We start from the raw sequence: 24,244 nt of genomic DNA on the forward strand, positions 1-24,244 counted from the left end.
GACCGGTCACGGCCGTCCGGGATGGCGACCGGGTCGGCCCAGTGAGGCCACCTCCGCACGGCCATTCCCGCACGGCCACTTTCCGCACGGCCACGTCCGCGCGGCCCCGGCGCCGCGAAGCGCCGCGGGCCGCCAGCGGTCGCGGGACGCCGGATGACGGGCTTAGCCGCCTGGCGTGAGCGGTCGGACTCGTCCGGGCTGCGTCCTTCAGGATCTGCCGTATTCGGCATTAAGGCAGCAATGCCATCTCTTATCGTGGCAAAAACACGCAGAATAGGCCGACCCGGGCAGCCGGCCCAGAAAAAGCAGCGCACGTCACACTGGTGTGGATAGACTCCGCCGCATCTCACGGACGGTTGAGTTCGAACCGTCGGAGACCCCTTGTGCCCCCCGAAAGAACCGTCGGATACGTCGAAAACGGGAGAAATCCGGCGGAACTGAACCCGGGCGTCGCCGGATGCGACGCCCGGCCGCCGACGTCTCCATGACCGTCGTTTCCACCGGTATGGCACCGACGGGCTATCCGAGCGAGGCGGTGGGCGCACAGAGCAGACCCGGGAGGAGCCATGTCCCCGATCCACGCCCTCCAGTCCGAGGGCACTGGAATCGACCTTAGTGGCGGATCCCTAGGCCTGGTCGCCGGTGTGGCGATCGTCGCAGCCCTCGCGCTGCTCGTTGCCGGCTACCTGGTACGGGAGGTATTGGCCGCCGATCCCGGTACCCCGCGGATGGTGGAGGTCGGGCGCGCCGTCCAGGAGGGCGCCGCGGCCTACCTGAGACGGCAGTTCCGGACGCTTGCCGGATTCGTCGTCGTGATTCCGTTCGTGCTGCTTCTCCTGCCGGCGGACGACACCGGCGCCAAGGTTGGCCGCTCCGCGTTCTTCGTGGTCGGAGCGATCTTCTCGGCACTCGTCGGGTTCGTCGGGATGTCGCTCGCCACCAGGGCGAACACCCGGACGGCCGCCGCGGCGATGACCCGCGGCGAACGGGCCGCCGTGCGGATCGCCTTCCGCACCGGCGGCGTCGTGGGAATGTTCACCGTCGGCCTGGGGCTGCTCGGCGCCGCGGTCGTCGTGCTCGTCTTCCGGGACACCGCTCCGCAGGTGCTGGAGGGGTTCGGGTTCGGCGCCGCGCTGTTGGCGATGTTCATGCGGGTCGGCGGCGGGATCTTCACGAAGGCGGCGGACGTCGGCGCGGATCTCGTCGGCAAGGTGGAGCAGGGAATTCCCGAGGACGACCCGCGCAACGCCGCGACGATCGCCGACAATGTCGGCGACAACGTGGGTGACTGCGCCGGCATGGCGGCGGACCTGTTCGAGTCCTACGCGGTGACCCTGGTCGCGGCGCTCATCCTCGGCGTCAGCGCGTTCGGTGAACGCGGCCTGGTCTTTCCGCTGCTGATTCCCGCCGTCGGGGTGATCACCGCGGTCATCGGCATCTTCGCGGTCTCGCCGCGGGCACGTGACCGGTCGGGGATGGCCGCCATCAACCGCGGGTTCTTCGTCTCCGCCGTGGTGTCCGCCGTCGGCGTCGTCATCGTCTGCCTGCTTTACCTCCCGACGAGTTTCGTCGACTTTCCCGGGATGGCCGGGAGCACCCAGTCCGGAAATCCCCGGGTCATCGCCATCAGTGCCGTGCTCATCGGCATCGTGCTCGCCGCGGCGATCCAGCTGCTGACCGGCTACTTCACCGAGACGAGCCGCCGGCCGGTGCGCGGCATCGCCGAGGCGTCCCTCACCGGACCGGCCACGAACATCCTCGCCGGCATCGGCGTCGGACTCGAGTCCGCGGTCTACTCCGCGCTGCTCATCGCGGCCGCCGTCTTCGGGGCGTACCTACTCGGTTCCGGCAGCGTCACCATCGCGCTGTTCGCGGTGGCGCTGGCCGGCACCGGCCTGCTCACCACGGTCGGCGTAATCGTCTCGATGGACACCTTCGGGCCGGTGAGCGACAACGCCCAGGGCATCGCCGAGATGTCCGGCGAACTGGACGAGGCCAGCGGCGAGATCCTCACGTCGCTGGACGCGGTCGGCAACACCACGAAGGCCATCACCAAGGGCATCGCGATCGCCACCGCCGTCCTCGCCGCCGCCGCCCTGTTCGGCTCGTTCACCGACACGGTGACCACCGCGCTCGGTGACGCTGGCGTACTCCCCGAGAACGGCCGCGGCACCGTCGGTGGCCTGAACATCGCCTATCCGGACGCACTGGTCGGCCTGATCATCGGCGCGGCCGTGGTGTTCCTGTTCTCGGGCCTGGCCATCAACGCGGTCGGGCGTGCCGCCGGCCGGGTCGTCCTGGAGGTCCGAAACCAGTTCCGCACCCGGCCCGGCATCATGGCGGGCACCGAGAAGCCGGACTACGGCGCGGTCGTCGACATCTGCACCCGTGACTCGCTCCGCGAGCTGATCACCCCGGGCACACTGGCCGTCCTCGCCCCGATCGCCGTCGGTTTCGGGCTGGGATACCCCCCGCTGGGGGCGTTTCTCGGCGGCGCCATCGCGGGTGGCGTCCTGATGGCGGTGTTTCTCGCGAACTCCGGCGGCGCCTGGGACAACGCGAAGAAGCTCGTCGAGGACGGCACCCACGGCGGCAAGGGATCGGAGGTCCACGCGGCCACCGTCATCGGCGACACGGTCGGCGACCCGTTCAAGGACACGGCCGGCCCGGCCATCAACCCGCTGCTCAAGGTCATGAACCTGGTCAGCCTGCTGATCGCGCCGACGGTGGTGAAGTACTCGGTCGGGACGGACCGCAACACCGCGCTGCGGGTGACCGTCGCGCTCGTCGCCGTCGCCGTCATCGCGGCCGTGATCGTCGTGTCCCGGCGGCGAGGCGCGTCCATCGCCGGTGACCCCCCTGTCGCACAGCCGACAGGCCAGGACGAAGAGAAGATCAGCGCCTGACGGCCCGCACCACCCCGCGGCCCCGGCTGTCCGGGCCGCGGGGCGGCGCCCGCCGGCGGCCGGTCACCTGACCTGCGCGGCAGGGGACGGCCCGGCGGAAGCGGCGGCCGCTCGCCCGCCCGGCGCTGGTCGGCGCGACGGGTGCGAACACCGCGACCATCCACTACCCACAGTGACATCGATGGGCCGGCGGTGGGCGGCCCGAGACCGCCGTGTTACACCGTCGTGCGGGCCCTCCCGGGCCGTCGAGGCGTGCGCCGGTGCGCCGCGGGTAGACGTTCGAGCACCAGCGCCATGCCCGGACGGCACGCTCCGCGGAGTCCGGCGGCGGCGTACGGTGCTGCGAGGCGTCGCTATCACTCCGGCGGCCGCTCACCGCTCGACCGGTACCCGCCGGACCCCCGTCCGAAGCCCATGTCACGACCAGCACCGCGCTCCGCCCGAGCAACATCCGCCATATCCGGGACCTACGCTCGCCAGGGGCGCCCTACGCTCCATCCGCCGGGCCCGCAGCCAGCAGCCGCACCGAGGAGAGAAGTGCCACCGCGCACGAAGACGACGACACGGACGACCGCGCGGTCATCCGCACGGGTCGCCGAGCCCGCCGAGCCCGCGGGCAACGGCGCCACGCCGAGCCCCGGCACGGCGGCCGCCGAGGCGTCCACGGACGGCCCGCAGGCCGCGGGCCGGGGTACCGGCGTCACCACGGCGCCCAGCGCCCGCACACCGGCCAGCCGCGGTTCGGGGCGCCGGGCGAGCACCGCCGACCGCGGCGCCGCCTCCGGTGACGCGGACCTGCCGGCCGCCGGGTCGGGCACCCGGCTGGTGATCGTGGAGTCGCCGGCGAAGGCGAAGACGATCGCCGGATACCTCGGCCCGGGCTGGCAGGTGGAGTCGAGCATCGGGCACATCCGGGATCTGCCGCGCAGCGCCGCCGATGTCCCGGCGGCACATCGGGGCAAGCCCTGGGCCCGCCTCGGCGTCGACGTCGACAATGACTTCGAGCCGCTCTACGTGGTCACGGCGGACAAGAAGCTCCAGGTCAGCAAGCTCAAGGCGCTGGTGAAGGACGCCAGCGAGCTCTACCTCGCGACAGACGAGGACCGCGAGGGCGAGGCGATCGCCTGGCATCTGCTGCAGACGCTGAAGCCGACCGTGCCGGTCAAGCGGATGGTCTTCCACGAGATCACTCCGCAGGCGATCCGCCGCGCCGTCGACAACCCGCGGGAGATCGACGAGAACCTGGTCAACGCCCAGGAGACCCGTCGCATCCTCGACCGTCTCTACGGCTACGAGGTCTCCCCCGTGCTGTGGAAGAAGGTCATGCCGAAGCTCTCGGCGGGCCGGGTGCAGAGCGTGGCGACCCGCGTGCTCGTCGAGCGTGAGCGGGCTCGGATGCGCTTCCGCTCCGCCGAGTACTGGAACATCGAGGGCCTGTTCGGGGCGACGGTCGCCCGCCAGGGCTGGGCCGCGGCCCCGGCCGGCGGGGACGGCGGCGCCCCCGCCGGTGCCGACGCCGAGGTCGAGCGCACACCCCTGCCGGCGACGCTGGTCGCCCTGGACGGCAGCCGGATCGCGACCGGCCGGGACTTCGCCGCCACCGGCGAGCTGACCACCGCGGGCGTCACCCGGCTCGACGAGCAGGGCGCGCACGCCCTCGCCGAGCGGCTGGCGGACGCGGCCTTCGCGGTGCGCTCCGTCGAGACCAAGCCCTACCGGCGTTCCCCCTACCCGCCGTTCATGACCTCGACGCTGCAGCAGGAGGCCGGGCGCAAGCTGCGGTACTCCAGCCAGCGCACCATGCAGATCGCGCAGCGGCTGTACGAGAACGGCTACATCACCTACATGCGCACGGACTCGACGAACCTGTCCGAGACGGCGCTCACGGCGGCCCGGGCCCAGGCCGAGACGCTCTACGGCCCCGAGTACGTGCCGCCGCGCCCGCGCACCTACGCCAAGAAGGTGAAGAACGCCCAGGAGGCGCACGAGGCGATCCGGCCCGCGGGCGACCACTTCCGCACCCCGGGCGAGGTGCGCGGCGAGCTGGACGGCGACTCCTACCGCCTCTACGAGCTCATCTGGCAGCGCACCGTCGCCAGCCAGATGTCCGACGCCCGCGGGACGAGCGCCACGATCCGCCTCGGCGCGACCAGCTCGGCCGGCGAGAACGCCGAGTTCTCCGCGTCCGGCAAGGTCATCACCTTCCCCGGCTTCCTGCGCGCCTATGTCGAGGGCGCCGACGACCCCGACGCCGAGCTGGAGGACCGCGAGCGGCGCCTGCCGGACGTCCGCGAGGGCGACCCGCTGACCACCCGCTCGCTCACGCCCCGCGGGCACGCCACCAGCCCGCCGGCCCGCTTCACCGAGGCGAGCCTGGTCAAGACGCTCGAGGAACTCGGGATCGGCCGGCCGTCCACCTACGCGTCGATCATCGGCACGATCCAGGACCGCGGCTACGTCTGGAAGAAGGGCTCGGCGCTGGTCCCGAGCTTCGTCGCGTTCGCCGTGGTCGGGTTGCTGGAGGACCACTTCTCCCGGCTGGTCGACTACCGGTTCACCGCCACGATGGAGGATGATCTCGACGACATCGCCTCCGGCGAGGCGGCCTCGACCGACTGGCTGACCCGCTTCTACTTCGGCACCGGCGACGGCACCGCCACCGCCACCGCCACCGAGGCGGGCCTGAAGCATCTGGTCAGCGAGCGCCTCGGCGAGATCGACGCCCGCGAGGTCAACTCGATCCCGCTCGGCGAGGCCGACGACGGCACGTCCGTGGTGGTCCGGGTCGGCCGGTACGGGCCATACGTCCAGCGCGGGGACGGCCGAGCCAGCGTGCCCGACGACCTGGCGCCCGACGAGCTCACCGTCGCCCGCGCGCTGGAGCTGCTGGCCGCGCCGAGCGGCGACCGCGTCCTCGGCGTCGATCCGGCCGGCGGCGCGACCATCACGGCGAAGGCCGGCCGGTTCGGCCCCTACGTCACCACCGACACCGATCCGCCGCGCACGTCCAGCCTGCTGCGCACGATGTCGCTGGAGACGCTGACGCTCGACGACGCGATCCGCCTCCTCTCGCTGCCGCGCAACCTCGGCGCCGCCGAGGACGGCGAGGAGGTGACCGCGCAGAACGGCCGCTACGGCCCGTACGTGAAGAAGGGCGCCGAGAGCCGGTCGCTGGAGTCCGAGGAGCAGTTGTTCACCGTGACGCTCCCCGAGGCGCTGGCGCTGCTCGCGCAGCCGAAGGCCCGGGGACGGCGGGCAGCCGCCCAGACGCCGCCACTGCGCGAGCTCGGCAACGATCCGGTGAGCGGCAAGCAGATGGTCATCCGCGAGGGCCGCTTCGGCCCGTACGTGACCGACGGGGAGACCAACGCGAGCCTGCGCAAGGGCGACGCCGTGGAGACGATCACCGATGGGCGGTCGGCGGAGCTGCTCGCCGACCGCCGTGCCCGCGGCCCGGCGACCAAGCGCGCCCCCCGCACGACCGCCAAGGCACCCGCCAAGAGCAAATCCACCTCGGCGAAGAGCGGCACGGCGAAATCCAGGACCGCCAAGAGCGGCACAGCCAAGAGCGGCACAGCGAAGTCCGGATCCGTGAAGGCGGCGACGGCCAGGAAGACCGCCACGACCGATGCCGCGGACAGCGGCGCGGACGGCGGCGCGGGCGCGAGTTCCGGTGACGCCCGCCGGGCGAGCTGATGGTCCGGCCGATCGGTCGGTCCCACGGGCCGACCGACGCGGCGCCGGCGGACGCCGGGTCCACACGGGCTGATCTGGCACAGGCCGAGCCGGTGCGGGCAGACCTCGCGCCGCCGGACGCCACGCCGGTCGAGACGACGGTGGAGCACTCGGCACCGGCCACCGGGATACCCGGCGCGGATCGCCCCACCGCGGATCAGCCCGCCGCGGATCAGCCCGCCGCGCCGCCGTCACACCCGGCATCGGGGGATGACGCCGACCCCCGGGCCGGCGGTTCACCCGGTACCGCGCGGCGCGGGACCTGCCGGCCACGGATGCGCCGCGCGTCGAGCCGACATCCGGTGACGACGGTCCCGTCCCCGCCACCGCGCGCGGACGCCACCGACGGCGGCGACAGCGACATCGTCGCCGTGCTGCGCATCCCGGAGTTCCGGCGGATGTGGATCCAGCTGAGCCTGTCCAGCCTCGGTGACTGGATGGGCCTGCTGGCGACGACCGCCCTCGTCACGCAGCTGCAGGAGAGCTTCTCCGGGCAGGCGTACGCCATCGGCTCACTGCTCATCGTCCGGCTGATGCCGGCGCTGATCCTCGGGCCGCTGGCCGGCGCGCTCGCCGACCGCCTCGACCGCCGGCTGACCATGGTCGTCACCGATGTGATCCGGTTCGGGCTGTTCGTCTCCATCCCGATCATCGGCACGCTCGAATGGCTGCTCATCGCGTCGTTCCTGGTGGAGGCGGTGACTCTGGTCTGGGCACCGGCGAAGGACGCGAGCGTCCCGCATCTGGTGCCGCGTGAACGGCTCGCCGCGGCGAACACGCTCAGCCTGATCATGACCTACGGCACCGCGCCTCTCGCCGCCGCGATCTTCACGCTGCTGGCGACGATCTCGCGTGCGCTGGGCCCCAGCGTTTCCTTCTTCCGGGACTCCTCGGTCGACCTCGCCCTCTACTTCAACGCCGCCACCTTCCTCGGCTCGGCGATCGTCATCTGGGGCCTGCGGGGCATCGGGCGGGCGGCCCGGCCGGAGTCGGGGCCGGAACCCGGCTTCCTCGCCTCCATCACCGAGGGTTGGCGCTACGTCGGCCAGGACCGGCTGGTCCGCGGCCTGGTCGTCGGCATCCTCGGCGGGTTCGCCGGTGCCGGGTGCGTGATCGCGCTGGGCCGGCTGTACGTCGAGATCCTCGGCGGCGGCGACTCGGCCTACGGCGTGTTGTTCGGCGCGGTGTTCATCGGTCTCGCCGCGGGCATGGCCGCCGGGCCGAAGCTGCTCGGCGACTACAGCCGGACGCGCCTGTTCGGCGTCTGCGTCACCGCCGCGGGCGTCACCCTGGTCGTCGTCGCCGTCATCCCGAACCTGGTGATCGCCTGCATCCTGGTCGTCGCGGTGGGGGCGTTCGCCGGGGTCGCCTGGGTGACCGGGTACACGCTGCTGCAGGCCGAGGTATCCGACGAGCTGCGCGGGCGGACCTTCGCGCTGGTGCAGTCCCTGGTCCGCATCGACCTGCTGGTCGTGCTCGCCGCGGCACCCGGGCTGGTCGGCCTCATCGGCTCGCACGGCGTCCACCTCTGGGGTGACATCACCGTGCGCGCGGACGGTGTCACGGTGGTGCTGCTCTGTGGCGGTCTGCTTGCGGTGGCCGTCGGCCTGTTCGCCTACCGCCAGATGGACGAGCGCGCCGGTGTCGCGGTCTGGCCGGAGCTGTGGAACGCGCTGCGCGGCCGCCGGCCGGCGTCGTCCAGGCTCCCCCGCCACGGCGGGTTCCTGATCGCGGTCGAGGGCATCGAGGGCTCCGGCCGCACGACCCAGGTGGAGCTGCTGCGCGGCTGGCTCGCCGAGCAGGGGCGAGAGATCGTCGTGACCTCCGGATCCGGCGGTACCGAGACCGGCGCCGGGCTGCGGGCATTGTTGTTCGACCCCGCCACCCGGCTGCACACCCGCACCGAGGCGCTGCTGGACGCCGCCGACCGCGCCGAGCACGTCGCCCGGGTCATCGAGCCGGCGCTGGCGCGGGGCGCGATCGTCGTCTCCGACCAGTACATCGACGCGGCGGCGGCCTACCAGAGCGCACACGGGACGCCGGTCTCGGACGAGCTCGGCCGGCTCACCCAGTGGGCGGTCCAAGCGCTCACCCCGGATCTGACCGTCCTGCTCGACCTGCCACCGGAGGTGGGACTGCGCCGCGCCGGCGCCCTCGCCCCGCAGACCCACGATCCCGCCGAAGTGCTCGACGCCGAGATGCTCGACGCCGAGATGCTCGACGCCGAGATGCTCGACTATCACCACCGGGTCCGTGACGCGCTGCGACGCCAGGCGCGGCGGGACGCCTCCCACTACCTCGTCGTCGACGCGACCCAGGACCGCGACGAGATCCACGCGACGATCCGAGCCCGGCTCGCGTCCCGGCTGACCCGGCACGTCATCCCGACGGCCGTCTGATCCCCGCCACCCGGTACGGGGTGGATGATGGGGCCGTGACCGTCTGGGATTCGCTCGTCGGGCAGGACGCGGTGGTCGCGACCCTGCGCACCGCCGCGGCGTCCGCGGCCCGGGGCTCGGCGGCGTCCGCGGGCACGGCAGGACGCTCGGCAGGCGAGGGCGCATCGCCGCCCGGCCTCGGCGAGTCCGCCGCCAGCCGGTCGGGGATGACCCATTCGTGGTTGTTCACCGGGCCTTCGGGCTCCGGGCGGCAGGAGGCCGCGCGGGCGTTTGCCGCCAGCCTGAACTGCGAGCGCGACACCCCCGGCTGCGGTGAGTGCGCCGGTTGCCACACCGTGCTCACCGACACCGCTGCGGACCTGCGCACGATCACCCCGGAGGGCCTCTCCCTGGGGGTGAAGGACGTACGTGCCCTCGTTCGCGACGCCGCCAGCGCCCCCACCGCCGGCCGATGGCGGATCCTGCTGCTCACCGACGCCGACCGGCTCACCGAAGCCGCCGCCAACGCGCTGCTCAAGGCGCTGGAGGAGCCGGCGGAGCGGGCCGTGTTCCTGCTGTGCGCCCCCGCGGTCTCCGACGTGTTGCCGACCATCCGGTCTCGGTGCCGGACGGTGGCCCTGCGCCTGCCCACCGCCGCCGACGTGCTCGACATGCTGTTGCGGGAGGGCGTCGACGAGCGCACCGCGCAGACCGCCGCACGCGCCTCGCAGGGCCATCTCGCGCTGGCCCGCCGGCTCGCCACCGACGAGGCCGCCCGCGCCCACCGTGCGGCGGTGCTGCGCATTCCGTCCCGGATCGGCCGGGTCGGCGACTGCCTGGCGGCCGCCGCGGAGCTCGTCAACGCGGCGAACGCCGACGCCGAGGCCGCGGGCGCCGAGCGGGACGAGGCCGAGACGGAGGCCCTGAAGACGGCGCTGGGCGTCGGCGCGACCGCCTCGGGCGGGAAGTCGCGCTCCGCCCGCGCGCCGAAGGCGGGTGCCAAGGCGCGCACGATGGTGGTGCGCGGCGCCGCGGGCGCGCTGAAGGAGCTGGAGCGCACCCAGAAGAGCCGAGGCCGGCGCACGATCCTCGACTCCCTGGATCGGGCCCTGGTGGACCTCGCCGGGCTGTACCGCGACGTGCTGGCCGAACAGCTGGGCGCCCCGGTCGACGCGATCCATCCCGATCAGGCCGCCGAGGCCTCGCGCCTCGCGGCGGCCTCCACCCCCGATCGGGCGCTGCGATGCCTGGAGGCCGTGCTGGCGACCCGGACGGCCCTGGCGGACAACCCCGGGCTCGTTCCTCTGCTCGCCGTCGAATCGCTGATCCTCACGCTGCGCGAGATCTGACCGGGCCGTGGGCGGGACCCGACCGCCCGAAAGGAGGGTTCAGGCCCGAAGCGGCCGGGCATATCCGACCCGTGCCGATGATGTGCGCGGTGGTGTTCTCCCCCCGCGGCAGGCTGTACTACGCCGACCCGGGGCCCCTCACGCCACGGGTCGGCGACCACGTCCTCATGCCGACCGACGACGGCCCCGAGGTCGCCACCTGCATGTGGGCGCCACAGTGGGTGTCCGACGACGTCGGTGGGCTTCCGGTGCTGGTGGGGATGGCCCTCGAGGAGGACCTGCGGCGCTCGGAGCTGTCCCGGCGCCGGCGGGCCCGGGCCCGGGTGGCCGCCCGTCGCCTGGCCCGGGAGCACGACCTGCCCATGAAGATCGTCGGAGTGGATCACACCCCGGAATCCGGCGGGTACACCGTCTTCTTCACCGCGGAGGGCCGGGTCGACTTCCGCGGGCTCGTCCGGGACCTCAACCGGACGCTGGCCGCCCGGGTACGGCTGCGCCAGCTGTCCGCCCGCGACGGCGCCCGGGCCCAGGGCGGCATCGGCTCGTGCGGGCGGGACCTGTGCTGCGCGACGTTCCTCACCGACTTCGAGCCGGTGAGCCTGCGAATGGCGCGGGACCAGCACCTCGCCCTCAACCCGATGCGCATCAGCGGGGCGTGCGGGCGGCTGATGTGCTGCCTGCGCTACGAGCATCCGCTGTACGAGGAGTTCGCCCAGGCGGTGCCGGCGGTCGGCGAGCGGGCCTGCACGCCGCACGGCGAGGGCCGGGTCGTGCGCCACGACGTGCCGCGCCAGGAGGTCGTCGTCGCCCTCGACGAGGGCGGTCGGACGTCCTGCGAGCGAGCCTCGGTCTGCGGCGCCCGGGCTGCGCACGACGCCGCCTACCCGCGGGTATCCGCCCCGCGGCCGTCGACCCCGAGTACGCCGACCCCGAGTACGCCGACCCCGAGCCCGCCGACCCCGAGCCCGCTGGACACGACGCGCGCGGACGCACCCGCGGCGCCCGGCCCCGGCGCCTCCCGACAGCGCACCCGTCAGTGGCGCCGTTCCTGACCGGAACGCGGGGCGATCACGGGTCGAAGCGGTAGCCCATCCCGCGCAGGGTGGTGACCAGCCGGCGCTGAGGCGGGCGACCCTCCACCTTCGTGCGCACCCGTCGCACATGCTCGGTGACGGTCGCCGGGTCCTGGAAGCGCGTTCCCCAGACCTGCTCGAGCAGCTCCTCACGGCTGAACACCCGCCGCGGGTGGCGGGCCAGGAAGGCCAGCAGCTCGTACTCGCGCGCTGTGAGGTCGATGCGCTCGCCAGCGACGGCGACCTCGCGGGCCCGCAGGTCGATCGACACGTCCCCGTAGACGAGCGGGTCGTTGCCATCCCCGTTGCGCTGGGGCGGCGGCTCGGCCGGGCGGCGGCGCAGCCGGGCCCGCACCCGGGCGACCAGCTCGCGCAGCGAGTACGGCTTCACGACGTAGTCGTCGGCACCCAGCTCGAGGCCGACCACCCGGTCGACCTCCTCGGCGCGCCCGGTGAGCATGATCACCGGAACCTCGCTGGTCTGGCGCAGGCGGCTGAGCACCGCGAAGCCGTCCATCCGCGGCATCGCGACGTCCAGCACCACCAGATCGATCTCCGTTGTCTGGAACAGCCGCAGGGCGGCTTCGCCGTCCGCGGCCTCCAGCACGCGATAGCCGAATCTTTCCAGGCTGCGCGCAAGTGCCACGCGCGACGCCTCATCATCCTCGGCGACGAGGAGCGAGGCTCCTCGCGTCGTCGCTGCGGCAGGTGCAGCGTCTCCGGCCCCGGTCATGGAGCGAAACCCTACGCATCCTCTCCGGAACCACTGCGAGCGGGGTAGCGATTTGCGCCGTTCGACGCCCCACGCCCCAGAAAATGTGACAATAAACGGATTGGATACAAACCGATCGTCACGTCATCGGCCCACAGGGCGCGGGGCCATGACGGTCCGCTGGGATCACATCCCACGATCGTTCGCGCCGCCGCGTCCGCGCGCCGCACCATCGGGCGATGGGCGCCAACGGCCGAGTCGCGGCCGTCGGCGAACGGCGCGCACCACCGGCGACAGCCGCCCCGCGCCGTCTGGCATACTCGGTTCCGGCCGGTGCGATCCTGGCCGATCGCCGGAGTAGCTCAGTGGCAGAGCAATCGCCTCGTAAGCGATAGGTCGCGGGTTCAATCCCCGCCTCCGGCTCACACCCCGTCTGACCGGGGCTCTCGCGGGCCAGACCTCGATGGCTCCCGCAGCACACCGGTCGCACGCCGACGTCGCCTCGCTGTCCCACACGCACGACCGCTGTCCAGGCCGTGCCTCGGGTTGCGATCTTTGCGTCGGGCTACCGCGTCAGCGGTCCGAGGCCGTTCGGCGGCGGCGGTCCGCGGCGGCGGTCGGTGACAGCGTTCTGACACTGTCACGGCGTTCCCTGCCAGAAACCTAGGGACAAACCGGACACGACACACGGGGAAACTGGCATCACGCCGCCTTCCCCCGCGGCCACTCCCCCTCCACGGGAAGTCCCCCGCCTCCTCGGCGTTCCGGTCGCCCCCCACACCGATGTTGATCATGAACGGGTGGTGTCGGGGCGGTGGTCCGCGCGGGCGTCCGCCCCCTCAGGCGGCCGGCCGAAACCGGTGCGTGAGGAGGCGGCGCCGCGACGAACAGCCGGTCACGCGGACTTCGACTCGGCCTCCTGGTCGTGCCCCTCGGCCGCCGTGGCCTCGGACTCGCGCAGCCGCTTGATCGAGGCGAGGATCTCCCGCTCGGCCTCCTTGCGGTCGACCCACGAGGCGCCCTCGACCGACTTGCCGGGCTCGAGGTCCTTGTAGACCTCGAAGAAGTGCTGGATCTCCAGCCGGTCGAACTCCGGCAGGTGGCGCAGGTCCCGCAGGTGCTCCTGGCGGACGTCCGCGACCGGGACGCAGAGGACCTTGTCGTCCGGCCCCTTCTCGTCGGTCATCTCGAACATGCCGATCGTCCGGCACCGCACGAGGCAGCCCGGGAAGGTCGGCTCCTCCAGCAGGACCAGTGCGTCCAGCGGGTCACCGTCACGCCCGAGGGTCCCCTCGATGAACCCGTAGTCCGAGGGGTAGTGGGTGGAGGTGAACAGCATCCGGTCCAGCCGGATACGCCCGGTGTGGTGATCCATCTCGTACTTGTTGCGCTGACCCTTGGGGATCTCGATGGTCACATCGAACTCAAGGTCCACTCCGCTCCCTGTCTCCTTCACGATCGGGACCGCCCGGTCCGTTCCGGACGGCTGCCATGTCTGCACCTGCTCCTCGGACCGCGATGGTCGGCCCGGCACCGCCAGGCGGGTGCCACGGCTCGCGGCGCCCCGCACCACGGCCACGGCCACGGCGGGCCCCCGGCCGGACATCACGCCCGAGGAGGTCGACATCCAGTGTCCCGGAAGCCACCCCCAACCGGGGCCACCCGGTCGGCATCGCCACACCACCGTTCGCCGGACGGCGCGCCGACGCGCGAACCGGTCCGGTCCGGCCGGGATCCCAGGGCGGGGGCCGCCCCGCCACCTCGCGCCATACGGTGACACAGCCGTCCGGCCTGCGCCACCGCGGGCATCCGCTCCCGCTCCCGGTCGCATCTCCCACAGCCGGTCGAACTCTGCGTGCGGCGGCCGAGAGGGATCGCGGGCACCGATCCGGACGGGGCGGCCCCGCGCCCGGCGGGCGTTGCGTAGTGTCCCCGAGGTGATATCCGCCGCGCCGGTAGCCCGCCTGGGAGGGCTCACCGCGCTCGCCGGCGCCCTGTTCGCCGGATCGCTGGCCCCGGTGCCCGCCGCCGGGGCGGACGCGGGGCCGGGCGGTGCCGCGGGACGGCCGGGGGTCGTGGCGCTGGCCGGCCTCGATCCGGCGGCGCCCGCCCCCGACCCCGCCGCCGTGGCCACGCGTCTCGCCGGGACGCTCGGCGATCCCGTGCTGGCCGGCCCGGCGGCGTTCGTCGTCGACGCCTCCAGCGGCCGGGTGCTGCTCGACCAGCGGGGCCGCGTCCCGGCCACGCCGGCCTCGACGCTCAAGACCGTGGTCGCCACGGCCGCACTCGCGACCTTCCCCGACGACCGGCTGCGCACGACGGTCGTCCACAGCCCGCCGCCCGGCGGCTCGGCGACGGCGCCCGGTGGCACGCTGTGGCTGGTCGGCGGGGGTGATCCCACGTTGACCGCGGCACCGCGCGGCGGCGGGTACCCGGCGCTGTCCCGCCTCGCCGACCTCGCCGGTCAGGTGCGCGCCGCGGGCATCCGCTCGGTGGGTCAGGTCCTCGGTGACGCGTCGCTGTTCGTCGGGCCGGATCGAGCCCCGGGCTGGCGCGACAACTACGTCACCGACGGCGACGTGGCGCCCGTCTCCGCGCTCGCCGTCGACGCGGGTCGCTCCGCGCCGGGTGCCATCGGCCCCCGCGCTCCCGCCCCGCCCGCGGCGGCGGCGGCCGCCTTCGCTGGCGCGCTCACGGCGGCGGGTGTCCAGGTCGGATCGATCGGCCTGGGGCGCGCCGACCCGTCGGCCCGCGAGGTCGCCGCGGTGCGCAGCCCGCCGGTGCGGGTGCTCGTCGAGAAGATGCTCTCCGAGTCGGACAACGATCTCGCGGAGAGCCTCGGCCGGCTGGTCGCCCACCGCCGCGGCCTGCCGGCCTCATTCGCCGGCGCCACCCGCGCCGTCACCGACACGGTCGCCGGGCTGGGTATCCCCACGGCGGGCATGACCCTCTACGACGTCAGCGGCCTGTCGACCGGCGATCTGATCCCGCCCGCGACGCTCGTCGCCCTGCTGCGGGCCGCTGTGACGGCGGTCCGGCCCGAGCTGCGCACGCTGCTCACCGGACTGCCGGTGGCCGGCTTCTCGGGCACTCTGGACGACCGCTATGGCACCAGCGACACCGCGGCCGGCGCCGGCGAGGTCCGGGCGAAGACCGGCACCCTGCGCAACGTCAGCAGCCTGGCCGGCCAGGTCGTGGATGCCGACGGCCGGTTGCTGCTGTTCGCGTTCCTGTCCCCGGCCCAGGAGGCGACCGGCACCAAGGCCGCCCTGGACCGGGTGGCGGCGGCGCTCGCGGGCTGCGGCTGCCGGGCGGCGCCGACGGCACCCGCCGCCGGCCGGGCGGCGACGGCCCGATGAGGTGCCGCCGCGCCCCGGCGGACACCGGCCCTCGGCCCGACCGGCACCGCCGGCGCGAAACGCCTCGGCCCGACCGGCATCGCTGACACGGGGGCAGAGCGCGTGCGGGCCCGGTACGCTCGGATTCGTGGACGCCGAGCTGGTCGACTGGGAACTCGCCGTGACGACGGCGAAGAAGCTGGTCCGCCCCGGCCCGCCGACCACGCGTGAGCAGGCAGGCGAGATCGTCGCCGAGCTGCGCCGGCTCGCGGTGGAGGCCGAGCGGCACGTCGAGGACTACACCCACCTGACGCCCGCGGGCTCGCCCACACCGATCAACGTCGTGGACCGTCCCGAATGGGTTCGCTCGAACGTGGCCGGCCTGCGGGTGCTCACCGCGCCCCTGCTGGGCCGGCTCTCCGAGCAGCAGCGCGGGACCTTCTCCACCGCCGTCGGCCGCCGGGTCACCGGCGTGCAGCTCGGCACTGCGCTCGCCTACCTCGCTGGCAAGGTGCTCGGGCAGTTCGAGGTGTTCCTGCCCCCCGAGGAGTACCTGGCGGGGCCGCAGGGCGCGGGCACGCCGGACGCCGTCGGCCGGCTCAGCCTGGTCGCGCCGAACATCGCCCACGCCGAGGCGACCATGGGCGTGGTGCCGCGGGACTTCCGGATGTGGGTGTGCCTGCACGAGCAGACCCACCGCAGTCAGTTCACCGCGGTGCCATGGCTGCGGGCCCACCTCGAGTCCGAGATCACGGCGTTCATCGAGGCCACCGACCTCGACCCGGACGTCCTCGCCGACCGGGTGCGCTCCGCGGTGACGGCGCTGCGTGGCGCGGTGTTCGATCGTGGCGCGGACGGCCCGAGCGTCGTGGAGGCGTTGCAGACACCCGCGCAGCGCGCCGTGCTCGACCGGCTGCAGGCCCTCATGACGCTGCTGGAGGGGCACGCCGACCAGGTGATGGACGCGGTGGGCCCGAAGGTGGTGCCGACGGTCGCGGACATCCGCTCCACGTTCGAGGGCCGGCGCGACGGCGGATCGCCGATCGACCGGTTCGTCCGCCGCCTGCTCGGCCTCGACCTCAAGATGCAGCAGTACCGCCAGGGCGGGGCCTTCGTCCGGGCCGTCGTCGCGGAGTCCGGGGTGGGTGGCTTCAACACGGTCTGGGAGTCGCCGGCCACGCTGCCGACGCGCGCCGAGCTCGTCGATCCGACCGCGTGGATGCAGCGCGTGCTGGGCAGTCGCCCGTCGATCTCGGCGTGACCGCCGTGGGCCGCGGGCGTGCCAGCGCCGGACGTTCCCCCCTACGGCCCACCTCATGACCTCGACTGTCACCGACGGTGACCATTCGGGCGGGGCGGCCTCCGCCCGCGCCCGCCGGGCACCCGATCCGGCGGTCGCCGCGATCCGCCTCGCGGTCCGTACCGCGATCGCCGATCTCGATCCCGGCGCACTCGTCCTCACCGCCTGCTCCGGCGGTCCGGACTCGCTGGCGCTGGCCGCCGCGCTCGCCTTCGTCGCGCCGCGGCGCGCGCTGCGCGGTGGGCTGCTCGTCGTCGATCACGGCTGGGACGACGGGTCCGCCGCCCGCGCGCAGGACGTCGCCGAGGCCGGCCGCGCCCTCGGCCTGCGACCGGCCGAGGTGCTGGTCGCGCACACGGCGCGCTCCGAGGGGGCGGCCCGCGACGCGCGCCGGGCCGTCCTGCTCGGCGCCGCCGAGCGGCTCGGCGCCGCCGCGGTCCTGCTCGGCCACACCCTCGACGACCAGGCCGAGACGGTGCTGCTGCGGCTGGCACGGGGCGCCGGCGCCCGCTCGCTCGGCGGGATGCGGCCGGCGGACGGGGTGCTGCGCCGCCCCCTGCTCGGGCTGCGCCGCGCCGACACCCGCGCCGCCTGCCGGGCGCTGGGGCTCTCGGCCTGGGACGACCCGACGAACAGCGACCGCGCCTTCGCCCGGGCTCGGGTGCGGCACAGCGTTCTCCCGCTGCTCGAGGCCGAGCTCGGCCCCGGCATCGCCGAGTCACTGGCCCGCGGCGCCGACCTGCTGCGCGCCGACGCGGACGCGCTGGACGCGACGGCGGCGGCGAGCTACGGCGCCGCCGCGGCGACGATCGGCCCGGTCGGCGGGGAGATCAGCTTCGAGGTCCCGGCGCTGGCGGCCATGCCCGCCGCGATTCGGGGCCGGGTGCTGCGCCGCGCCGCTCTCGACGTCGGCGCCTCCGCGTCGGCACTGCGGGCCGAGCACGTCTGGGCGGTGGAGGAGCTGGTGACCCGGTGGCGCGGCCAGAAGCCGGTGCCGCTGCCCTCGGGAGTGCTGGCCCGCCGCTGGGCGGGCCAGATCACACTGACCGGCCCGGCGGAGGTGTCGCGGCCGCTGGGCGCGACAGCCGGTCGGGTCCCACAGGCCGCTGGCCGGCCGCACCCGGAGCCGGCGTTCATGGAGGAGGAGCATCAGGTGACCCAGGCCGCGACGACCACGCCCGACACCGGCGGACCGCGCGGGGACGCGCCGGCGGCCAGCCCGCATCCCGACATCGACGAGGTCCTGGTCACCGCCGACGAGATCGCCGCGAAGATCCGCGAGCTCGCCGCCAGGGTCGACGCCGACTACGCCGGCCGGGAGATCCTGCTGGTCGGGGTGCTCAAGGGCGCCGTGATGGTGATGGCGGACCTGTCCCGGGCCCTGAGCGTGCCGCTGACCATGGAGTTCATGGCGGTGTCCTCGTACGGGTCGTCGACGTCGTCCTCGGGCGTGGTGCGCATCCTCAAGGACCTGGACCGCTCGATCGAGGGGCGTGATGTCCTCGTCGTCGAGGACATCATCGACTCCGGTCTCACGCTGTCCTGGCTGCTGAAGAACCTGCGCTCGCGCGGCCCGGCGTCGCTGGAGGTGCTCGCGCTGTTCCGCAAGCCGGAGGCGATCACCGTGGACGTCGATGTCCGCTATGTCGGATTCGATATTCCCAGCGCCTTCGTCGTGGGCTATGGCCTCGACTACTCCGAGTACTACCGCACCCTTCCCTTCGTCGGAACGCTCACGCCGGACGCGATCGAACGCGGCGCGCCGGACTGACGGCAGGGCGCCGCGCGGGGCCCTCGGCGGCATCGACGGGCCCGGCGCACGACCGTGCGGCCCCGGATCGCCAGGGCCGGAACAGCACAGGCCGCCGATCCGTTGGTCGGATGTGCGCGCGGTGAGATGCGCGCACCGGCGGTACCCTCGGCACAAGGGAATCCCGATCGAGGGCAGTACACACGTCAGGAGGGCGGAGCGCTCGTGTCCGGTGCTCCAGACAGATGACTCCAAGAAGAATCTTCCGTGGCTGGGTGCCACTGCTGCTCCTGGTCCTGTTCGTGATCATCCTCACGACAGGCGTCCTTTCGGGTCCCAGCGAGTACGGCAAACGTGACCTGAACTTCGTCCAGCAGCAGATCGACGACGGCCAGGTCGCGAAGGCCAAGATCCAGGACTCCAAGCAGCTCATCCAGGTCCAGACGAAGGACGGCCGGAAGTACGAGTCGTCCTATGTCAGCGAACAGGGTGTCGTTCTCGCCAACGAGCTGCGGAACAAGCGCGTCACGTACGACGTCTCGGTCGACCGCGGAAACATCCTGGTCTCCCTCCTGCTCAACCTGCTGCCCGTACTGCTCGTGGTGCTGCTGCTGTTCTTCTTCATGAACCAGATGCAGGGCGGCGGCAACCGGGTCATGAACTTCGGCAAGTCCAAGGCCAAGCTCGTGAGCAAGGACACGCCGAAGACGACCTTCACCGACGTGGCGGGCGCCGACGAGGCCATCGAGGAGCTCCAGGAGATCAAGGAGTTCCTGGAGAACCCGAGCAAGTTCCAGGCGATCGGCGCGAAGATCCCCAAGGGCGTGCTGCTCTACGGGCCGCCCGGTACCGGCAAGACGCTGCTCGCACGGGCGGTGGCCGGCGAGGCCGGGGTGCCGTTCTACTCGATCTCCGGATCCGACTTCGTCGAGATGTTCGTCGGTGTCGGCGCCAGCCGGGTGCGGGACCTGTTCGAGCAGGCGAAGGCCAACGCCCCCGCGATCATCTTCGTCGACGAGATCGACGCGGTGGGCCGCCACCGCGGCGCCGGCCTCGGCGGCGGGCACGACGAGCGTGAGCAGACCCTCAACCAGCTGCTCGTCGAGATGGACGGCTTCGACGTCAAGGGTGGGGTCATCCTCATCGCGGCGACGAACCGGCCCGACATCCTCGACCCGGCGCTGCTGCGGCCCGGGCGTTTCGACCGGCAGATCGTCGTCGACCGGCCGGACCTGCTCGGCCGCGAGGCGATCCTGCGGGTGCACGCCAAGGGCAAGCCCATCGGCCCGGACGCCGACATGCTGATCATCGCCCGGCGCACGCCCGGGTTCACCGGTGCGGATCTCGCGAACGTGCTCAACGAGGCCGCGCTGCTGGCCGCCCGGTCCAACCTGAAGTTCATCTCCTCGGCGCTGCTCGAGGAGGCGATCGACCGGGTCATGGCCGGGCCGGAGCGCAAGACGCGGGCGATGAGCGACAAGGAGAAGAAGCGCATCGCCTACCACGAGGGCGGACACGCCCTCGTGGCGCACGCGCTGCCGAACTCCGACCCCGTGCACAAGGTGACGATCCTGCCCCGGGGCCGTGCGCTCGGCTACACCATGCAGCTCCCGCTGGAGGACAAGTACCTGTCGACCAGGTCGGAGATGCTGGACCGGCTCGCCGTCCTCCTCGGCGGTCGTACAGCCGAGGAGCTGGTCTTCCACGACCCGACGACCGGCGCGAGCGACGACATCGAGAAGGCCACCCAGATCTCCCGAGCGATGATCACCCAGTACGGGATGAGCGACAAGCTCGGCGCGATCAAGTTCGGCACCGAGAACAGCGAGGTCTTCCTCGGCAAGGAGGTCGGGCACCAGCGCGACTACTCCGAGGAGGTCGCCAGCGAGATCGACGCCGAGGTCCGCCGGCTCATCGAGGCGGCGCACGACGAGGCGTGGGAGATCCTGGTCACCTACCGCGACGTGCTGGACAATCTCGTCCTGCGGCTGATGGACACCGAGACGCTGAGCAAGGACGAGGTCGCCGAGGCTTTCGCCACCGTGCAGAAGCGGCCGGTACGCGGCACCTACACCGGAGTGGGCCGGCGCATCCCGTCCGACCGCCCGCCGGTGCAGACCCCGGCCGAGCTGGGCCTCATCTCCTCCGGCGTCGCCGACCTGGTCAAGGACCCGGCGCATGGGCACGGCCCGGGCAACGGCGCGAGCGGCGGCGACCCGACGGCCCCGCCGCACGGCGTCCCCGGCCCCGGCGGGGTGATGGGTCCGGGTGGCATGGGGCCCGGCGGCGGGATGGGACCGGGTGGGATCGGTGGACCGGCCGGGAATGGCGGGCCTGGTGGGCATGGTTACCCACAGAGTCAGCCACCGGCGTCCGGTGGTGCCGACGCGCCGCCCGACGGACCGCGGATCGCGAACCCATGGGCCCCGCCGTCCTGGCCGAACGATGACGAGAGGAGACGCCGTTGACGTCCGATTCCCAGATCGGGTTCACCTCGACGGAGGAGGGGGTGCGCGAGGTGGGCGCCACGGGATCGAACGGCTTCGACGTCCCCAGCCCGCTCGCCGGCAACGGCACGGGTACTTCCACGGCCGTGCCCGCACGTGATCGGGGCAGGCCCAGCCAGGTCCGCCCGTTCGACCACGACCGGGTGGCCCGCGCGGTGCGCGAACTACTGATCGGCATCGGTGAGGATCCGGACCGGGAAGGGCTGCGCAAGACCCCGGACCGGGTCGCCCGTGCCTACCGGGAGGCTGTCGAGGGCCTCGGCCGCGAGCCGAGCGAGGTCCTCACGACGGTCTTCGACGAGGGCCACGACGAGATGGTGCTCGTGCGCGACATCGACTTCTCGTCGCTGTGCGAGCACCACCTGGTCGTGTTCTCCGGGCAGGCGCACGTCGCCTACATCCCGAACAACAAGGGCCAGATCACCGGCCTGTCGAAGCTGGCCCGGCTGGTCGATCTCTACGCCCGCCGCCCGCAGGTTCAGGAGCGGCTGACGTCGCAGATCGCCGACGCGCTGGTCGACGTGCTCGATCCCCGCGGGGTGATGGTCGTCGTCGAGGCGGAGCACCTGTGCATGTCGATGCGCGGCGTGCGCAAGCCGGGCGCGACGACGGTGACCTCCGCGGTCCGCGGCCAGTTCCTCAGCACCGCCACCCGCAACGAGGGCATGTCCCTGATCCTGCGAGGTGGCCGGCACTGAGCGCCACGCACAGCTGAGCACCGGGTATCCGGAAACCTCGGGGGCCGTCCGCCATGCGCGGACCGGCCCCCGAGGCCTGTTTCCGGGCCGGGCTTCGGCCGGCCGTCAGAGCCGGCAGGCCTGGATGCCGGAGACGAGGATGCCGCGGGCGCCGAGATCCCACAGGTCGTCCATCGTCCGGTTGACCTCGGCCCGCGGAACCATCGCCCGCACGGCCACCCACTCCTCCCGCTGCAGCGGGGAGATCGTCGGCGACTCGTAGCCGGGCGTGATCTCGCAGGCCTTCTCCAGGACGGCCGTCGGGACGTCGTAGTCCATCATCACGTACCGGCGGGCGACGAGAACGCCCTGCACACGGCGCAGCAGCCGCTCGTGTGCCCCGGTCAGCACCGCTCCGCGCTTGGCGATGACGATGGCCTCGGAGCGCAGTACCGGCTCGCCGAGCAGCTCCAGTCCGGCGGCCCGCAGGGTGCGACCGGTCTCCACCACGTCGGCGACCGCGTCCGCCACCCCGAGGCGCACCGCGGTCTCCACCGCGCCGTCGAGGGTGACGATGCCCGCCGGGGTGATGCCACGCCCGGCGAGATCGGCCCGCACCAGCGCCGGGAAGGACGTCGCGATCCGCTTGCTCTGCAGCTCCGCCACGTCCGCGAAGGCGCCCTCGGGAGCGGCGTAGCGGAAGGTGGCGTGCGCATAGCCCAGCGGCAGCAGCTCCTCCGCCGCGGCGTTGCTGTCCAGCAGCAGGTCGCGCCCGGTGATCCCGAGGTCGAGCCGCCCCGACCCCACGTAGACGGCGATGTCCCGCGGCCGCAGGAAGAAGAACTCGACGTCGTTCTCGACATCGGTGATCACCAGTTCCGCCGCATCGCGCCGGGCATGGTAGCCGGCGTCGGCGAGCAGCTGGCTGGAGGCCGCGGACAACGACCCCTTGTTGGGAACCGCAATACGAAGCATCGTCACTACTCAGCGTCTACTAAGGTTTTCGTCTACAAGGTCTACCGAAATGGATCGCGGGGCGCTCACAGGTGGGAGTATACGTCGTCCAGGGAAAGGCCCAGCGAAATCATCATCAGCTGGCTCCAGTAGAGCAGCTGGGAGATCTCCTCGGCCGCCCTGTCCCGGCCTTCGTGCTCGGCCGCCATCCAGGCTTCCGCGGCCTCCTCGACGAGTTTCTTGCCGAGATGGTGAACGCCCTTGTCGAGGGCCGCGACGGTGCCCGAACCGGGCACCCGGCGCTGCCATTTGTCGGCGACCTCGGCAAAGAGTTCGTCGAAGGTTTTTACGGTGGATGCTTTCGCCGCGGCCGCCACGGCCGCCGGGGTGGCGGGAGCCGACGCCGGCGATCCCCCCTGCGCTCCGGGCCGGGAGACAGACCCGGACGGCGACGAGCCTGGCCGATCGGCAGGAACCATGTCCGGCATGCTACCCGGCGACGCGACGCCTCCCGGCCCGTCGAGTGGCCACGGTCCGTGCAGGCCGGCCGCCATGCCGCGGAACCAGGCCCGCCCGCCCCGGCGTTGCTGGTTGACTGGGTCACTGTGTCCCCGCCTGTCCTCGTCGCCACGGATCTCGACGGCACACTGATCCGCAGCGATGGCACCGTCTCGGCGCGCACCCGCGCGGCGCTGGGCCGGGTGCGCCGCAGCGGCGCGACGGTCGTGTTCGTGACCGGGCGCCCGAGCCGAGTGATGGCGGGGATAGCCGCACAGACGGCCGCGTCCGGCCTCGCCATCTGCGCCAACGGCGCGCTCGTGTTCGATCTTGACGCCGGGGTCGCGGTCAGCCACCGCTACCTGGAGTCCGCCACGGCGCTGCGGCTCGCACGCGCCATCCGTGAGCTGGTGCCGGACGCGGCGTTCGCGGTCGAGAGCGGGACACGCTTCGGCCGGGAACCGCGCTTCGAGACGATGTGGCCGGACCCCCAGGAGCTCGTCGGGGCCTTCCACGAACTGCTCGTGACACTGCCGGCCACGAAGCTGCTGGTTCGCCGGGGCGGGCGGCCGTTCACGGCGGTCTACGACGTGATCGTGGAGCTGGCCGGGGCGGACGCGGTGGTCACCACGTCGAGCGCGGACCTGGTGGAGATCGCCGGGCCGGGGGTGTCGAAGGCGGTCGCGCTCGCGGAACTGGCCGCGCAGCGTGGGGTGCGCGCCGATCAGGTCGTCGCGTTCGGCGACATGCCCAACGACCTGCCGATGTTCGCCTGGGCCGGCCACTCGGTGGCGGTCGCCAACGCCCATCCGGACGTGCTCGCCGCCGCGGACGAGATCACCGCGTCCAATGACGACGACGGCGTGGCGCTCATCCTCGAACGGCTCTTCCCGGCCGACTGAACGGGCCGACCGAACGGGCCGCCGGCAAACCCGTCGACAATGAGCATTTTCAATGTTATTTTACGTGAATTGCGGGAATGTTCCGTCGCGCGCGTTTAAGAGAAAGTCCGGCGAACCAGCCGGAGAGTGGAAGTTGTCCGACTACTGTCCGTCCAGGCGGGAGAA

At 72.9% G+C, this 24,244-nt stretch carries 15 protein-coding genes and 1 tRNA gene; 12 read left to right on the forward strand and 4 right to left on the reverse strand.

Annotated elements, in window-relative coordinates:
• Positions 1-566 precede the first annotated feature (566 nt).
• From AC6EXY_RS27595 to AC6EXY_RS27615, 5 genes are all read left to right on the forward strand, one after another.
• On the forward strand, positions 567-2,906 hold the full coding sequence (locus tag AC6EXY_RS27595) for a sodium-translocating pyrophosphatase (protein WP_101830688.1): 2,340 nt from the start codon (positions 567-569) through the stop codon (positions 2,904-2,906).
• Positions 2,907-3,443: 537 nt separating this feature from the next.
• A complete protein-coding gene (gene topA, locus AC6EXY_RS27600) occupies positions 3,444-6,602 on the forward strand; it encodes a type I DNA topoisomerase (RefSeq protein WP_499818461.1) in 3,159 nt (1,052 codons plus the stop codon).
• Positions 6,602-9,040, forward strand: coding sequence for a dTMP kinase (gene tmk / locus AC6EXY_RS27605; RefSeq protein WP_499818460.1), 2,439 nt, complete (start codon positions 6,602-6,604; stop codon positions 9,038-9,040). The genes topA and tmk overlap by 1 nt, the downstream gene beginning before the upstream one ends.
• Positions 9,041-9,075: 35 nt before the next feature.
• A complete protein-coding gene (locus tag AC6EXY_RS27610) occupies positions 9,076-10,368 on the forward strand; it encodes a DNA polymerase III subunit delta' (protein WP_499818459.1) in 1,293 nt (430 codons plus the stop codon).
• Between the two features lie 71 nt (positions 10,369-10,439).
• Positions 10,440-11,420, forward strand: a complete 981-nt coding sequence (locus AC6EXY_RS27615; protein WP_499818458.1) for a PSP1 domain-containing protein — start codon at positions 10,440-10,442, stop codon at positions 11,418-11,420.
• Between the two features lie 16 nt (positions 11,421-11,436).
• Here AC6EXY_RS27615 and AC6EXY_RS27620 read toward each other — a convergent pair whose 3' ends face one another.
• The gene (locus AC6EXY_RS27620; RefSeq protein ID WP_101830692.1) at positions 11,437-12,174 is read right to left on the reverse strand and encodes a response regulator transcription factor; all 738 of its coding nucleotides are present in this window, start codon (positions 12,172-12,174) and stop codon (positions 11,437-11,439) included.
• Between the two features lie 330 nt (positions 12,175-12,504).
• Between AC6EXY_RS27620 and AC6EXY_RS27625 the strand changes: the two genes are divergently transcribed.
• Positions 12,505-12,576 (forward strand) — tRNA-Thr (locus tag AC6EXY_RS27625).
• Positions 12,577-13,048: 472 nt separating this feature from the next.
• Here AC6EXY_RS27625 and AC6EXY_RS27630 read toward each other — a convergent pair.
• Positions 13,049-13,588, reverse strand: coding sequence for an inorganic diphosphatase (locus tag AC6EXY_RS27630; RefSeq protein ID WP_101830871.1), 540 nt, complete (start codon positions 13,586-13,588; stop codon positions 13,049-13,051).
• A 502-nt stretch (positions 13,589-14,090) separates the two neighbouring features.
• Here AC6EXY_RS27630 and dacB point away from each other — a divergent pair.
• From dacB to folE, 5 genes are all read left to right on the forward strand, one after another.
• Positions 14,091-15,512, forward strand: a complete 1,422-nt coding sequence (dacB, locus tag AC6EXY_RS27635) for a D-alanyl-D-alanine carboxypeptidase/D-alanyl-D-alanine endopeptidase (protein WP_101830862.1) — start codon at positions 14,091-14,093, stop codon at positions 15,510-15,512.
• 127 nt (positions 15,513-15,639) lie between these two features.
• The gene (locus AC6EXY_RS27640; RefSeq protein WP_101830863.1) at positions 15,640-16,752 is read left to right on the forward strand and encodes a zinc-dependent metalloprotease; all 1,113 of its coding nucleotides are present in this window, start codon (positions 15,640-15,642) and stop codon (positions 16,750-16,752) included.
• A 55-nt stretch (positions 16,753-16,807) separates the two neighbouring features.
• Positions 16,808-18,562 (forward strand): hypoxanthine phosphoribosyltransferase, encoded by a 1,755-nt coding sequence (gene hpt / locus AC6EXY_RS27645; RefSeq protein ID WP_499818457.1) that lies wholly within the window; start codon positions 16,808-16,810, stop codon positions 18,560-18,562.
• 224 nt (positions 18,563-18,786) lie between these two features.
• A complete protein-coding gene (gene ftsH, locus AC6EXY_RS27650) occupies positions 18,787-21,009 on the forward strand; it encodes an ATP-dependent zinc metalloprotease FtsH (RefSeq protein WP_101830865.1) in 2,223 nt (740 codons plus the stop codon).
• Positions 21,006-21,746, forward strand: a complete 741-nt coding sequence (gene folE, locus AC6EXY_RS27655; RefSeq protein WP_423748050.1) for a GTP cyclohydrolase I FolE — start codon at positions 21,006-21,008, stop codon at positions 21,744-21,746. The genes ftsH and folE overlap by 4 nt, the downstream gene beginning before the upstream one ends.
• A gap of 105 nt (positions 21,747-21,851) precedes the next feature.
• On the opposite strand, the gene hisG is transcribed toward folE, so the two are convergent.
• Both hisG and AC6EXY_RS27665 read right to left on the reverse strand, forming a co-directional pair.
• Positions 21,852-22,700 (reverse strand): ATP phosphoribosyltransferase, encoded by an 849-nt coding sequence (hisG, locus tag AC6EXY_RS27660; RefSeq protein WP_101830873.1) that lies wholly within the window; start codon positions 22,698-22,700, stop codon positions 21,852-21,854.
• 65 nt (positions 22,701-22,765) lie between these two features.
• Entirely contained in the window at positions 22,766-23,056 is a 291-nt protein-coding gene (locus AC6EXY_RS27665; protein WP_101830866.1) for a phosphoribosyl-ATP diphosphatase, read from the reverse strand.
• 228 nt (positions 23,057-23,284) lie between these two features.
• Here AC6EXY_RS27665 and AC6EXY_RS27670 point away from each other — a divergent pair, with 228 nt between their 5' ends.
• On the forward strand, positions 23,285-24,079 hold the full coding sequence (locus tag AC6EXY_RS27670; RefSeq protein WP_101830874.1) for an HAD family hydrolase: 795 nt from the start codon (positions 23,285-23,287) through the stop codon (positions 24,077-24,079).
• Positions 24,080-24,244: the final 165 nt, after the last annotated feature.

The organism is Frankia sp. RB5 (assembly GCF_059816245.1).